The sequence below is a fragment of the Aquabacter sp. genome, from assembly GCF_965279295.1.
Lineage (GTDB): Bacteria > Pseudomonadota > Alphaproteobacteria > Rhizobiales > Xanthobacteraceae > Aquabacter.
Map to the genome: position 1 here is coordinate 1 of NZ_CBDIHQ010000017.1, position 13,262 is coordinate 13,262.

13 protein-coding genes are annotated in these 13,262 nt (G+C 64.0%); 3 read left to right on the forward strand and 10 right to left on the reverse strand.

What is annotated here, in order from left to right; translation table 11 throughout:
* The 8 genes from ADADO0_RS14720 to ADADO0_RS14755 all read right to left on the reverse strand — a co-directional run.
* A partial coding sequence (locus tag ADADO0_RS14720; protein ID WP_511305922.1) for an FAD-dependent oxidoreductase occupies positions 1-1,045 on the reverse strand: 1,045 nt, incomplete at its 3' end.
* Positions 1,046-1,056: 11 nt separating this feature from the next.
* Positions 1,057-1,890 carry an NAD-dependent epimerase/dehydratase family protein gene (locus tag ADADO0_RS14725; protein ID WP_511305923.1) on the reverse strand — a complete coding sequence of 278 codons (834 nt, stop codon included), beginning with the start codon at positions 1,888-1,890 and terminating at the stop codon, positions 1,057-1,059.
* 28 nt (positions 1,891-1,918) lie between these two features.
* On the reverse strand, positions 1,919-2,899 hold the full coding sequence (locus ADADO0_RS14730) for a Bug family tripartite tricarboxylate transporter substrate binding protein (RefSeq protein WP_511305924.1): 981 nt from the start codon (positions 2,897-2,899) through the stop codon (positions 1,919-1,921).
* A gap of 25 nt (positions 2,900-2,924) precedes the next feature.
* Positions 2,925-3,983, reverse strand: coding sequence for an NAD-dependent epimerase/dehydratase family protein (locus tag ADADO0_RS14735; RefSeq protein ID WP_511305925.1), 1,059 nt, complete (start codon positions 3,981-3,983; stop codon positions 2,925-2,927).
* A gap of 183 nt (positions 3,984-4,166) precedes the next feature.
* Positions 4,167-5,159: a Bug family tripartite tricarboxylate transporter substrate binding protein gene (locus tag ADADO0_RS14740; RefSeq protein WP_511305926.1), complete on the reverse strand. Its 993-nt coding sequence runs from the start codon at positions 5,157-5,159 to the stop codon at positions 4,167-4,169.
* 258 nt (positions 5,160-5,417) lie between these two features.
* Positions 5,418-5,906 carry a hypothetical protein gene (locus ADADO0_RS14745; RefSeq protein ID WP_511305927.1) on the reverse strand — a complete coding sequence of 163 codons (489 nt, stop codon included), beginning with the start codon at positions 5,904-5,906 and terminating at the stop codon, positions 5,418-5,420.
* On the reverse strand, positions 5,903-7,336 hold the full coding sequence (locus ADADO0_RS14750; protein WP_511305928.1) for an MmgE/PrpD family protein: 1,434 nt from the start codon (positions 7,334-7,336) through the stop codon (positions 5,903-5,905). Before ADADO0_RS14750 ends, ADADO0_RS14745 begins: the two co-directional genes overlap by 4 nt.
* A gap of 62 nt (positions 7,337-7,398) precedes the next feature.
* Positions 7,399-8,376, reverse strand: a complete 978-nt coding sequence (locus ADADO0_RS14755) for a Bug family tripartite tricarboxylate transporter substrate binding protein (RefSeq protein ID WP_511305929.1) — start codon at positions 8,374-8,376, stop codon at positions 7,399-7,401.
* 567 nt (positions 8,377-8,943) lie between these two features.
* On the opposite strand from ADADO0_RS14755, the gene ADADO0_RS14760 reads away from it, so the two are divergent.
* Positions 8,944-10,092 carry an alpha/beta hydrolase gene (locus tag ADADO0_RS14760; protein WP_511305930.1) on the forward strand — a complete coding sequence of 383 codons (1,149 nt, stop codon included), beginning with the start codon at positions 8,944-8,946 and terminating at the stop codon, positions 10,090-10,092.
* A gap of 65 nt (positions 10,093-10,157) precedes the next feature.
* Here ADADO0_RS14760 and ADADO0_RS14765 read toward each other — a convergent pair whose 3' ends face one another.
* Together ADADO0_RS14765 and ADADO0_RS14770 are read right to left on the reverse strand one after the other, a co-directional pair.
* Positions 10,158-10,955: an alpha/beta fold hydrolase gene (locus ADADO0_RS14765; protein ID WP_511305931.1), complete on the reverse strand. Its 798-nt coding sequence runs from the start codon at positions 10,953-10,955 to the stop codon at positions 10,158-10,160.
* Between the two features lie 69 nt (positions 10,956-11,024).
* A complete protein-coding gene (locus ADADO0_RS14770) occupies positions 11,025-11,609 on the reverse strand; it encodes a cupin domain-containing protein (RefSeq protein ID WP_511305932.1) in 585 nt (194 codons plus the stop codon).
* A gap of 230 nt (positions 11,610-11,839) precedes the next feature.
* Between ADADO0_RS14770 and ADADO0_RS14775 the strand changes: the two genes are divergently transcribed.
* Both ADADO0_RS14775 and ADADO0_RS14780 read left to right on the forward strand, forming a co-directional pair.
* Positions 11,840-12,391, forward strand: coding sequence for an SRPBCC family protein (locus ADADO0_RS14775; protein ID WP_511305933.1), 552 nt, complete (start codon positions 11,840-11,842; stop codon positions 12,389-12,391).
* A 67-nt stretch (positions 12,392-12,458) separates the two neighbouring features.
* Positions 12,459-13,262 carry an alpha/beta fold hydrolase gene (locus tag ADADO0_RS14780; protein ID WP_511305934.1) on the forward strand — a complete coding sequence of 268 codons (804 nt, stop codon included), beginning with the start codon at positions 12,459-12,461 and terminating at the stop codon, positions 13,260-13,262.

A 13,262-nucleotide genomic window follows, 5' to 3' on the forward strand; every position in this document is an offset into this window, starting at 1 on the left:
CAAGCGCCTGATCGAAGACGATGTACGCCTCCTTGTCCGGCTGACCCGCAAAATCCTTGGCAGGCGACGCGCGCTCGTTGGTGAAGCGACGCCCGGCCTTGTTGATCAGCACCGCGCCCTCCTTGAACAGAGCAGGGGAGGGGCCAAGCACGGTGGTGAGGAATTTCATCAGGAACGGCCGCAGGATGAATTGCGGCAGCGCCTTCGTCGCCCAGACGATGAGATGGGCGATGGGTCGCAGCGGCGGCAGGGCCTGGATGAAATTGCCCTTCGCGGGCGGCACGAAGCGCATGATCGGGCCGCGGATGATGTCGCCGTTCAGCACCTCGGCGCCGAACCGTATGGCCATGCGGTGGCCATCCCCCGTGGAGGTGGGGGCGACGCCGTCCACTGCCGCGAGCGCCGGCGAGGAGAAGTCGCGCTTGAGGTCGAAGGCGGCGCTGTAGTCACCGGTGGCAAGGATGACCGCCCGGTGTGCCGCGAACCGGCGGGTTACGCCATCGGTTACGGCATCCACGGCGGTGATGCGGCCATCGTCCATGACGAGGCGCTCAATCTTCGTGTCGAGGCGGATATCGACGCCCTGACGACGGCATTCGCGTTCCATGTGATAGGCGAAGGAGGCGCTGCTTGGCACCACGTTGAGCATGCGCGGCTCGCGGTGCGGCGGGTCCGGCATGGGGCCGGTGAAGACGATCCCGAGCCGGGTCAGCCATTCCACCATCTCGGTGGTGTGGTCCACCAGGATGCGGCGGAGCTTGAGATTGTCGCGCGGCGCAAGCGGTCCGGCATGGGCGGCGAGGTCCTCGAAATGGGCTTCCACGCTGTCCTTGATGCCGGCCTCGATCTGGTACGGGGTGTTCACCGCCGTCACCGTGCCGACGCACCAGTTCATCATGCCGCCGGTCTCGCCAGCTTTCTCGACCAGAATGGTCTTCAAGCCGAGCTTTGCCGCCTCGCTCGCCGCCGCAAGGCCGCTGGCTCCCGCGCCGACGATGACCACGTCCGCCTGGATGATCTCGCTGGGCGTGGTTGGGTTCGTCATCTCTTCCATTCTCAGTCCACCCGCGAGGGGGCGCCGACGAAGCCCGGAGCGCAATAATAGCCACCCTGGAACGTCTCGGTCACAGCCGCATTTTCGGTCGGCCGTTCCTCCATCCCTTCGGCATAATCCTCCGCATTATCCTCCGGGACATAACCGATCTTGTCGGCGTCCGGGTTCTTCCAGAACGCCCGCGTGTTCGCGGAGACGCCGTAGAGCGTGAGGTAGGAATAGCGCGGCGCCTCGATGCAGCGGCAGACGAGGCGGGTGAAATCATCTTGGCTCAGCCAGACGCTCAGATGGCGCAGATCCTCCGGGCGCTCGCGGAACACGCCGATGCGGATCGAGGCGACTGCGAGCCCGTATTTGTCTGCATAGAGCCGCCCCATGGCCTCGCCGAACACTTTGCTGACGCCATAACGGCTGTCGGGCCTCGGCTCCACCGTGTTGTCGATGATCTGGTCTCGTCGATAGAAGCCGATGGCGTGGTGGGAACTGGCGAAGATCACCCGCTCGACGCCCTTGACCCGCGCGGCCTCAAACAGGTTGTAGACCCCGGCGATGTTCCGGTTGAGCACGGACTCCCAATCGGATTCCACGCCCTGGCCGGCGAGATGAATGACCGCGTCGATCCCTTCAAGCGCGGCTTCCAGAGAGGCCGGGTCGAGGACATCGATGCGGCACACCTCTTCTCCGGGGCCGGCCTCCAGAGGAACGATGTCCGCCAGCCGCAGGACAGCATAGCGCCCGGCGAGCTTGCGGCGCAGCACACTCCCGACGCGTCCGGTGACACCGGTCAGAAGGACGCGCTGTGGCAGCGGCGGTGCTGCTTCGGAGGGCTGTGTCATGGCTGATCCCGCGTGGAGGAGAGGGCGGTCATTCGACCTTGATGCCGGTATCCCGAACGATCTGCCCAAGACGCTTGGTCTCTTCCCTAAGGAAGGCATCGAATGCCTTCGGCGCCATGGGCGAGACCTCTGCGCCGAGGGCCTGGATGCGCTGCTGGACCTCGGGCTGGGCCAGCACGATCTTGGCCTTTTCATAGATCGCGTTGATCTGCGCGGGGTCCATCTTGGCCGGGGCCACGAGCCCATACCATTCATAGATCTCAAGCCCGGGGAGACCGGCCTCGACCGCCGTGGGGACATTGGGCATTTCCGGGGACCGCTTGGCGCTGGTGACCGCCAGCATCCGCAGCTTGCCGGATTTCACATTGGCGATCGCCGAGGCCATGGAGATGAACAGCACCTGGCTCTGGTTGCCGAGAAGCGCGGTCATGGCCGGCCCAGCACCCTGGAAGGGAACCGGCAGCAGATCGGCGCCCGTCAGCTTGTTGAACTCCGCAAGTGCCAGATGCCCCGGCGTGCCGAGGCCGGCGATGGCCGCGTTCAGCTTGCCGGGATTGGCTTTCGCATAGGTGATCAATTCCTGCACCGTATTCGCCGGCACGGAGGGATGCACCACCAGGACATAATCGCCCTTGGTGAGAAGTGTGATGCCGGCAAAGTCCTTGTCCGGATTGAACGGGATGGAGGGATAGATGGCCGGGTTGATGGCAAAATTGCTGGTCGCCATGCCGATCGTATAGCCATCCGGCGTCGCCTTGGCGGTCGCGTCGAGGCCGATATTGGTCCCGGCGCCTGAGCGGTTCTCCACCACGAACGGCTGATGGAGCTGCTCGCTGAGCCCCTGCGCCACGATGCGGCCGACCGCATCGGCTCCTCCACCGGGCGGATAGGGGATGATCACGCGCACCGCGCGGGTGGGATAGGCGGACTGGGCGCATGCGGCGCCCGCGATCCCGGCGAGTGCCAGGGTCGAGAGGCCCAAGGCCATGGCGATATTCAAGATTTTCATTTTTTCCTCCCCGTTCGTTCTTGCATCAGGGGATGAGGCGTTCCGCCCTCATTTTCCCGAAGATGTTTTGAAACATGGCGCTACTCGCGATGGCTTCGCAGAAGCCGGTCTGGCGCAGCCGCACCGTGTCGCCGATCACGTCGTGCTCGCAGGCGAGCCGTGAGTTCGGTAATTGGTATTCGCCGAGGCTCCAGCCCGGCAGCCGGTCATAGGGAAACGGCTGAAGCGCGTGCTCGCGCACCAACCCATCCCACACCGGGCGCTCCCGCCCGAAGAATTCGGGAAGGAAGACGCCGTTGGGCGCGCCCGGCTTTAGTCCGAACCAGGCGGCGATTGCGGGCCACTCATTCTCCCAGCGAAAGCAATCGCCGTTGTTGAGGTTGAAGGCGCGGTTGCGGCCCTGCTCCAGGGTGGAGACATGGATCGCCGCGCGCGCCAGCAGGTCGGCATCGGCGACCTGGAACAGCATGTGGAAGGTGCGCGCGTTTCCGGGAAAAGGGAGTTCGTCGCCCAAGGCGCGATGCATCGCGGCGTAGACCGCCAGGGCGCTCGCGACATTGACCGGGTTGCCGGCGGAGGTGCCGCAGACCGAGTGCGGCCGCAGCGTGGTCCAGGTCCAGTCACGCCCGCGCTGGCGCTCCTGGATCATGTCTTCCTCGGTGTAATAGAAATCGCAGCCCGGCACGCGCGGGTCGGTTTCCTTCGCCGGGGTGGGGAAGGCGCCGAGATGGCAGCCGTAATATTTCATCCCCTGGATGAAATTGATGTTGGCGAAGTGGGGCAGATTCTCCAGGCCGCCGAGAAGCGAGCGGATCATCTCCTTGCGGCCGTCTGCCGAGGGCGCGTTTGCGCAATAGAAGACGTGGGTGATGTCCGGCCGTTCAGCCAGCGCGGCATTGGTGCGCGCGACGTCGTCGAGGTCGAGTGCGAGGTGCGAGAATGCGCCGAGCGGCGTCCCGGCCTTTAACTGAGGCACGCGCCGCGAGAAGGCGTGCACCCGCCAGCCCTGGTGAAGCAATTGCTCGCACAGAGGCGTGCCAGTGACGCCGGTGGCTCCCACCACGAGGGCCGCGCGCGCGCTCATGCGCGCCACCGCTCGCATCCGGCAGGCATCGTGCGTTCGCGGACACAGGCCGTACTCATGACATCTCCCGGTGGCTCCCAGAGTCGGGAGTATTTCTTATTGTCGCAATGAAATTCATATAGCAGCAAATTTTGGGCCGCAAGCGTGCGCAGGCGCCCAGCGTCGCGCACGCCTCGCGCTGTCTTATTCCAGCGCGATCTTCGCCTTCGTGGCGACGTCCTTCCAGGTGCCGATCTCGCGGACGACCAGTGCCTGGAGTTGCTCGGGCGTGCTCGAGACCATTTCGATGCCGGGGCTTTTCGCGGCGATGTCAGCCCTTTCGGAGAGCTTCTTCGCCTCGGCCTCCCACTTGGCCACGACATTCTTTGGCGTGCCCTTCGGCGCAATGACGGCCCACCATTCCGAGGTGACAAGATCGGGGTAGCCCAACTCCTTGAAGGTCGGGACATCGGGGAGGACGGGCGAGCGAGCGTCGGAGGACACCGCGAGGGCGCGGATCTTTCCGGCCTTGATCTGCGGCACGGCTGTGGTGAGCGAGGCGATCATGGCCGGCACATGCCCGGCAATGAGGTCGGACATCGCCGGGGCGCCACCCTTGTAGGAGACATGCTGGAGATCGATGCCGGCGGCGAGCTTGAGCATTTCGCCGGTGAAATGGGTGTTGGTGCCGGTGCCGGACGAGGCGAAGCCCATGCCCGGAGATTGCTTAGCCAGGGCCACAAATTCCTGGAAAGTCTTGGCGGGAGAAGCTTCCGGCACCACCAATATGTTCGGCACGCGGGCGATCAGGGAGATGAACTGAAAGTCGTTCGCGGGGTCGAAGGGAACCTTGGCATTGAGCGCGGGATACATCGGCAAGGCGCCGGTCATCACGCCCACCGTGTAGCCGTCCGGCGCGGATTTCGCGAGCAACTCCGAGCCGATCAGGCCGCCGGCGCCGGGCCGGTTGTCCACCACCACGGGCTGCCCCCAGTCCTTATTGGCGGCTTCGGCCAAGGAGCGGGCGAGGAAGTCAGTGGTCGCGCCGGGCGCAAACGGCACGATGAGGCGGATGGTGCGGTTGGGATAGGTGTCCGCAGCGGGTGCCTGGGCATTGGCCGCGGTTGCGGTGGCCAGCATCATCAGCAGCGCCGGCATCATGGCGCGCGCGGTCGCGGATTTAGTTTTGGATGTCATGACGTGTCCTCCCCGGTCGCTCTTTTTCTGGAGCGTTCGTTCAAGGCGCCCGCCTTTGCGGAGGGGCCGAAATTCTGCTGGGTGAAGTTGGCGCATCAGCCCAGCGCACGCCGCGCGCGGCAGCTTTCGCCCCACCCGCGCGGTGAAATGGAAGAGTAACAATTTTACGATGCCGTACTCAATCCCATGATGCGCACTAAACGTGCTTATGCATCGGATCGCATTTGTCTGACGTTGCGTTAGATGCCCGCGAGGTATTCACCCGACCGGGCGGTATATGGCGAGATCTCCCACCCCTGCCCAATCCTTTTCATCGGCAGCAGGCACCGCGAGGATGCCCCGGAACGGGGTCGATCGATCGATGGCAACGGCTTCCAGCCAGAGCATGTCGGGAAGGCCGGGATCAGGCCGATCCCGGTCGGCGACGATGAGGATCTGATCCACCGCGACTGGCGGCGCGCGGTCCGCGCCGGCGAACAGATTGCGCTTGTAAAAGCGCGTATCGATCAGCGCCTTGAACTCGCCCATGCCTCTGACGCTGAGATAATAGGGGTCGTGAAACACCTGCTCGGACGCGACGCCATACATGGCGAGGGAGGGCGGGTGGCCGGGGCTTTTGGTCTTGAAGCGTTGTGCTGAAAAGAAGCCGGGCACGGTGCGCATCACGCGCAGGTGCTCGACGTACCATTCATCCCAATCCGCTTCCTTCTCGGGCACGGCGAGGCCGCTCTGGCTCATGAAGATCATGATCGCGTCCCCGCACCTGCTGCGCGGCTTTCGCGCGGTTCCGGAAGCGCCAGAAGCTCTGTGAGCGGCGTCACGTCGCCGAGTGCTTCAAGGTCAAGGATGGTATCGCGGATCTGCCGGGCGCGGGCGGCGCTCAACACCATCTGTGCGTTCTCCAGGAACTTGTTGATGATGTCGGCTTCCGAGAGGGGATTTTCTGGCGAGCCCCGGTCGATGTCTTCGCGAACCGTCACGGTGCGCCCGTCGTTCGCGCGCACCACGATCGCGCCGCCGTAATGCTTGGGGAAAGAGGTGGCGGGGTCGATCTCGTACGTCACCTTGTCCGCGAGAGCGAGGGTGCGCGGATCCTTCAGCCGTTCAGGGGTGATATCGGCCAGAGTGAAGCCCCCGGAAAGGAAGGCGGTAGCGGTGGAGAAATAGGCGCTGAACTGCGCCGTGTACCCATCTACCGGCCGCTTCTTGGCTTCGCGGGGCAGGCACACGGTGTTGATGGCAGCCTCCGGCAGCAGCACCCGGATTTCCGCAACCTCGTCGGCGGCGATCCCGCCCTCACGCCCGGCTTTTGCGGCGGCCTCAATGAGCGGAATGTTGAAATAACAGGCCGCGACCGGCTTTACGGAAATCTCCTGGAGCACCCACCGTTCTCCAAGGCCGGCGGTGGCGAGGGCATAGTCATGGCCCCCCTCCACCTCGCCGAGATAAAGCTGGTAGAGGCCGAAGCGTCCCTCATACGGCTCGCTCGGGCCCGTGAAGCCGCCCTTGGCGAGGCTGGCGGCCGTGATGCCTGCGGTAGCGCCCCAGCCGGGCTGGAAGCGTTTTGTCCAGGCCATTTCGGTGGTGAAAGCCTGGTTTCCACCCGCCGTGCTGTAAGCGATGCCCTGGGCCATGACCAATTGGTGGCTCGTGAGCCCCAGAAGGCGGCCGGCCACGAATGTGCCGGCGAACACCCCGATCACGCCGGAAGGATGGAAGCCGCGCTTCTGAAAGCCGCCCTTCGCCACTGCCCCCAGCCGGATCGATGATTCCAGGGCGGCGATATAGGCGGCCAGCACCTCGGTTCCCGATGAGCCCAGATGTGCGCCAAGGGTCAGCGCGCCGGGGATGCAATTAGCGCTGGGGTGGACGCGGCCGTAGATCGAGGTGTCGTCATAGTCGATGCCGTGGATCAGCATGCCGTTCACGAGCGCCGCATCGCGCAGCGTGAGGCGCCGTGTCGAGCCTATGACCGGCGAATGGCCCGTCTCCACCGCTGCGAGGGCCGAGGCCGCGATATGGCCGAAGTCCAGTGAGGAGGACGCCAGCGCGACCCCTACGGAATCGAGAAACAGCAGCTTCGCGCGATCGCGAACGGCCAGGTCGATGCGGCTGACATCAAGGTCCGCCACGAACGCGCCGAGGGTCTGTGAAATGGTACGGGACGTGCCGCTCATGGACCGGCTCCTGCTGGGGACAGAGCGGCCCGGCGCGCGTGCTGCGTGCCGAGCCGAAAGGATCATTCGGGCTTCAGGTTCTCTTCGCGAACCAGCTTGCCCCATTTGGCGACCTCATCCTGGACGAAGGCGCCGAACTTTTCCGGGTTGCTGCCGACCACCGGCTCCGCGCCGATGGCGCGCATGCGCTCCACCACATCTGGCATCACCAGCACCTTCTGCAGCGCGGCATTCATGATGTCGATCTGCTCGCGCTTGGTGCCTTTGGGCGCATTGAGCCCGTACCATTCGAACACGACAAAATTCGGCAATCCGGCCTCGATGGCGGTCGGCACCTGCGGCAGCAGTTCGCTGCGCGCCTCGCTGGTGACGGCGAGAATTCGCAGGCGGCCGGACTTCACGTTCGCGAGCACACCTGCGAGCGTCGTGAACATCATCTGTATTTCGCCACCCATGAGGCCGGTCACGGCCGGGCCGGTGCCCTTGTAGTTGACATCCGTAGCCTTCACCCCGGCGGCGCGCTGGAACTGAAGCAGGCCGAGGTGGCTCGGGGAGCCGTAGCCGGTGAAGCCGGCATTCACGACTTCCGGCTCCTTCTTCATCTTGGCGATGAGTTCCTCGACCGTCTTCGGCTCGAAATTGGCATTGACCACAAGCACATAGGTGCCGGTGCCAAGCAGGGCCACGGGTTCGAAATCCTTGAGCGTGTTGTACGGTAGGGTCGGCTGGAGCGTGGCGTTCACCGCGAAGCTTTGGGTCGGAAACCCATAGGTGTAGCCATCCGGCGCCGCCTTCGAGGCGGCGTCCATGCCGATGATCGTGCCTGCGCCGCCGCGATTGTCGACGATGATCTGCTGGCCGAGGATTTCGCCGGCCTTGTTCGCGAGGATACGCGCCACCGCGTCCGTGCCGCCGCCCGGGGGCCAGGGAACGATGAACCTCACGGTGCGGGTGGGATATTGCTGTGCCATGGCCGGCAGGCAGGTGGCCTGCACCAGGATCAGGCTCGTCAGCGCGGCGACGAGACGTCTCGCAATCATGTTTCTCTCCCAGAGGATTTTTTTGCTCCGCCGCGCACGCGCTTCAGGACGTGCGTTTGGGAGGTGCTGGCATCAGGTGCGGACCGGCAGAGCGGCGTTCATCGCCCGCCGATCGTTGAATATGGCTTTCACGATGTTGAGTGGTTCCACGCAGCCCCGTCGATGGCGGCGGGCCGGAGATAAAAGGTTGGGCCCGTGGCAGCTGGAACTTGCTCTGCCACGCGGGTTTTACCGGCGGTACCGATGCCGGTAAAAAGCACAGCAGCGCCTTCGGCTGCAACCGCTTCAGATGCGGTAGCGCCCTGGCCTGTACCCCCTCCCGGGATGCGGGCAACCTTGCCGGCGAGACGTCCCATTGGCGTTTCCGATCTTGTGTCGGGTTGGGATGGTTCTGATCTTTATCGCATATTGCGAAAATGAAAACCTCAATGTAGTAGATTGCCGATCTTGGGGCGAGGTGATCGCGGCTCGGCCGACCTGCCTTGCGCACACGAATAATCACGGCGCGGCCGCTCGGCAGATGTCTGCGGGCGCTCTGCGTGACCCGATTCAGCAGGAGGACACGCCATGGGCGGATGGATCGACCACTTCCCCGATAATTTCCTGTGGTCGAACGCCACCATCATCATCAAGGGCATGGTGCCGTATGGGGTGGTTTCCGCCGAGGAGATCGACCGGGTCTGCGAGAGGCTCAGCACCCGCGAGGGTGAGCCGGCCGCGTGGTGGGAAGAGTGGAACGCCATGGGCCGCGCCGTCGAGGCCCGCGCCGAGGAGGCGGTCGCCGAGGACCGTCAGCGCACCGCCGGCTCCCTCTACATGCGCGCCGCGCACTACTACTACACGGGTGAGCGCTTCATGCCGCCCGGACCGGAGAAGAAGGCGGCCTCCCAGAAGTCTTTCGACTGCTTCCACGCGGGCATCCGCAGGCGCTATCCGCAGATCGAGTTCGTCGAGATCCCCTATGAGGGCACCAGCCTGCCGGCGCTATTCTTCCCCGCTGCGAATGTCTCCGGGCCCGCGCCGACCGTCGTGGTCTACAACGGCATGGACAATTGCAAGGAGATGAGCATCGTCTTCGCCGGGACGGAATTCTCCCAGCGCGGCTTCAATACGATCTGCGTGGACGGGCCGGGGCAAGGGGAAATGCGGCGTCTGCGCGACGTGCCTGCCCGCTATGATTTCGAGGTCGCCGGCATCGCCACCTACGACTACCTGCTCACGCGCCCCGACGTGGATCCCCGGCGGGTGGTCGTCATGGGCTACAGCTTCGGCGGCTATTATACCGGCCGTATCGCGGCCAAGGACAAGCGGTACGCCGCCTGCGTCGCCATGAGCGCCCTGCATTGGGACCTCGCCGCGTGGCAGCAGAAGATTCTCGACCGTACCCGCGCGAATCCCAAGAGCATCGCCCAGTCCAATTTCCAATGGCAGTGGGTGGTGAATGCGAGCACGCCGGAAGAGGCCATCGAGATCGCCAAGAAGTTCACCCTGAAGGATCTGGCGAAGGACATCACCCAGCCCTTCCTGGTCACCCATGGTGGCAACGATCGCCTGGTGCCTGTCGAGAGCGCGCACCTGCTCTACGAGGCGGTGGGATCGACCAACAAGACCATCAAGATTTTCTCCACCGAGGAAGGCGGCGCGGAGCACTGCTCCATCGACTTCCGACCCACCGGCATCGACTACATCGCGGACTGGATCGAGAAGAACGTCTGAGGCGGGCGGGCCGCTTCGCATCCCGAAGCGATGGGGGCGGCGTCGATGGCGCCGCCCTTTTTCGTTCAGGCGCTCGGCATGCGCTCCAGCTCCGGCAGGAAGCCCGACAGGGCGTCCAGGAACAGCTCGGGTGCCTGAAGCTGTGGGACATGGGCGCAGTTCGGTAGAATCTTGAGGGTGGCGTTCGGCAGGCCCTCCGCCAACGCCACCGACATGGCCACCGGCGTCGCCTCGTCATGCTCTCCCACCAGCACTAGGACGGGCAGTGTCAGTCCACCCAGCTCCTGCGAGAGATCGAGCGCCGCCAGCGAGAGACAGGCTTCGCGAAACACAGCCGGATCGGTCTTCAGGAAGCCCGCGCGGCGGTCCGCCATGATCTCTGGATTCGCCGCCTGGAAGTCCGGCGCGAACAGGCGCCGCATGGCGACATCGGCGATGCCGGGAAGCCCTTTTTCGGCAGCGGCATTCGCCATGCCGTGGAATGCTGCGCGGCCTGCATCGGAGAAAGATGCGCCGCAATCGGCCAGCACCAACCGGCTGGCGAGCGTGGGATGGCGCAGGGCCATTTGCAGAGCGACGAAGCCGCCATAGCCATTGCCCAATACGATGGGTTTCTCGTCGCCCGCAAGTTCTGCGATGGCCTGCGCCATGCGGTCCGCCACCGCCGCGAGGCCGCCGCTCACCGCCTCCGAGCCGCCGAAGCCGGGCAGTTCCGGAACCACCACGGTGAAATGCTCGGAAAGCGCGGGAACGATGCGCGCGAAGCTTCCCCGGTCCGACAGCAATGAATGAAACAGGACCAGCAGGGGGCCTTTCCCAATGATCCGGACGCTGACGCGATTGTCGGCGAGGCTCTTGTCCATGGCGTCTTCTCCTTTAATGCGGGCTGGTCTCGTTAGCTGGACCGGCGCGTTGCGAATGCAGATTGCGAACTACAGATAGGGCGGCGTTACAGCGGCGATGAACTCGAGGATGTCGCCGCCGATATTGCGGAAACGATGCGGCGTCCGGCTATCGAACAGATAGCCGTCGCCCGCCTTCAGCACGCCCACCCGATCGCCCACCGTCAGTTCCAGGGTGCCCCGCAGCACGATGCCGCCTTCATGGGCTTCGTGCTGAAACATGGTGGAGCCGGTGTCGGCGCCGGGCTGGTACCGCTCGAAGAGAAGCTGCAAATTGGACGCCTGCGGGTTGCCCACTTGAAACAGCTCGATCTTGCCGGGGTTGTTGTCTTCCGCCCACGGAATGTGTGACGCGAGGTCGACGAAGTCCGCCGCGCGGAAGAAGATCTGGTCCTGCCGCGCCGGCTCCTCCTTGAAGAATTCGCCGAGCGTCATGGGAATGCCACCCGTGATCTTGCGCAGCGAGGAGACTGATGGACTGCTGATGTTGCGCTCGATGATGGAGATCAGTGCATGCGGCACGCCTGCCTTGGTCGCCAACTCGCGCTGGGACATTCCGCTCGCGAGTCGCACTTCTCTCAGTCGCGCCCCCACGTCGAAATCGGCGTCATCCACGGCAGCGCCTCCGCCTGACTTCAGGCCCGGTCAAAATTCGATCCACCCCACCCATAGCGGATTGCGGGAACCATTCAAGCGTGCTTAATATTATGATCATAACAAATCAAAAATGCCTAGGGATAAGGAATACGCACTTGAGGTTGCCAGCTTTCTGAAGCCTTTCCATGCGAAGCGTTCAGAATGTTGAACGGCTCATCGCGCTTCCATTCCCGCTTGGGGAGGACATGATGCGCATCGAGACCAGTTTCATAGTTCCCTTGCCGCGCGACCGCGCCTGGGAACTGCTGCTGGACGTTCCCCGGATTGTGCCGTGTGTGCCGGGCGCGAGCCTGACCGAGGATCTCGGCGAAGGCAAATATCGCGGCCAGGCGACGGTTAAGATCGGGCCGATTCAGTTGCTGTTCGCGGGTGAGGCGGAATTCACCGCGCTCGACACGGAAAATCACACAGCCGAACTCGCGGCGCGCGGTGCTGACAAGAAGGGGCGCGGCAATGCCGCCGCCACGGTTCGGTTTTCACTCGCGGACGAGGCGGACGGCACCCGCGTGAACGTCGCGACCGACCTGATGTTGTCCGGCACAGTTGCCCAGTACGGCCGTGCCGAAGGGCTCATCAAGTCGATCGCGAATGAGATCGTGCGGCAATTCTCGACCAATCTTCAGAAACTGCTTGAGCGGGAAGCAAATGGCGAAACTGGCGAGGCGACACCCGACGCGAACGCGCCACTGTCCGCTCTTGCCGTCGGAATTGGTGCCCTGAAATCTTCCTTCAAGCGATAACGACGAAAAATCAGAAGCAGAAGCCGGAAACACCACAATAACCAAGCAATAAAATGGGGAGGATCGTATGCCGAAGGCCGAAGGGACCCGGTGGGAACTGAATTATATTGATGAGGGTTCAGGGCCGGTCGTGGTGCTGTTGCACGGCCTCGCCGGGGACCATAGGGCATGGCTGCCGCAGATCGCGGCGCTGAAGCCGAGCTATCGGGTCATCGCTCTGGATAATCCAGGCTCGGGCCTGAGCGCGAAGGTCACGGAGCCCACCACGCTCAAGGAAATCGCGGCCGATGTCACCCGGCTGCTGGAAGGCCTCGGCATCCGCAACGCTCATTTCGTCGGACGCTCCATGGGCGGTGCAATCGCCCAGGAACTGGCCATCGCAAACCCAAGCCTTGTGACCAGCCTCGCGCTCGCCGGCTCGTTCGCGAAGCTGGATGCGCTTGGCACCCGTCTCATCGAGAACATGCGCGATTACATCCAGATCAATCCGGACTGGGTGGCCTGGACGCGGCAATTCTCCTTCACCTTCGTTTCGCCCGACTTCTTCCTCGCCGACGCGGAGCGTCTGGCACGGCTCGAAGGCATCATCGGCGACAAGAACCGCGATCGCACCTCCTATGTGAACCTCGCCAATGCGTGCCTTGCCTCCAACACGGTCGGCCGGCTGCGCGATCTCAGATGCCCCATCCTGATCATGGCGGGGAGCCTTGATCCCATCTGCTCGCCGCTGACCACCCGCTGGCTCAGTGATGAGGCGTCTCACGCCGAAGTGCAGATGTTCGAGGACAGCAGCCACTTCTTCCTGATGGAAGAGCAGGACAAGGCGAACGCGGTCATCCTCGACTGGGTCGCCCGGCACGAGCGCGGTTGA

Excerpts from the sequence above, each read along its gene's own strand:
- ADADO0_RS14725 (WP_511305923.1), bottom strand. The coding sequence starts at position 1,890 with ATGACACAGCCCTCCGAAGCAGCACCGCCGCTGCCACAGCGCGTCCTT.
- ADADO0_RS14730 (WP_511305924.1), bottom strand. The coding sequence starts at position 2,899 with ATGAAAATCTTGAATATCGCCATGGCCTTGGGCCTCTCGACCCTGGCA.
- ADADO0_RS14735 (WP_511305925.1), bottom strand. The coding sequence starts at position 3,983 with ATGAGCGCGCGCGCGGCCCTCGTGGTGGGAGCCACCGGCGTCACTGGC.
- ADADO0_RS14740 (WP_511305926.1), bottom strand. The coding sequence starts at position 5,159 with ATGACATCCAAAACTAAATCCGCGACCGCGCGCGCCATGATGCCGGCG.
- ADADO0_RS14745 (WP_511305927.1), bottom strand. The coding sequence starts at position 5,906 with ATGATCTTCATGAGCCAGAGCGGCCTCGCCGTGCCCGAGAAGGAAGCG.
- ADADO0_RS14750 (WP_511305928.1), bottom strand. The coding sequence starts at position 7,336 with ATGAGCGGCACGTCCCGTACCATTTCACAGACCCTCGGCGCGTTCGTG.
- ADADO0_RS14755 (WP_511305929.1), bottom strand. The coding sequence starts at position 8,376 with ATGATTGCGAGACGTCTCGTCGCCGCGCTGACGAGCCTGATCCTGGTG.
- ADADO0_RS14760 (WP_511305930.1), top strand. The coding sequence starts at position 8,944 with ATGGGCGGATGGATCGACCACTTCCCCGATAATTTCCTGTGGTCGAAC.
- ADADO0_RS14765 (WP_511305931.1), bottom strand. The coding sequence starts at position 10,955 with ATGGACAAGAGCCTCGCCGACAATCGCGTCAGCGTCCGGATCATTGGG.
- ADADO0_RS14775 (WP_511305933.1), top strand. The coding sequence starts at position 11,840 with ATGCGCATCGAGACCAGTTTCATAGTTCCCTTGCCGCGCGACCGCGCC.
- ADADO0_RS14780 (WP_511305934.1), top strand. The coding sequence starts at position 12,459 with ATGCCGAAGGCCGAAGGGACCCGGTGGGAACTGAATTATATTGATGAG.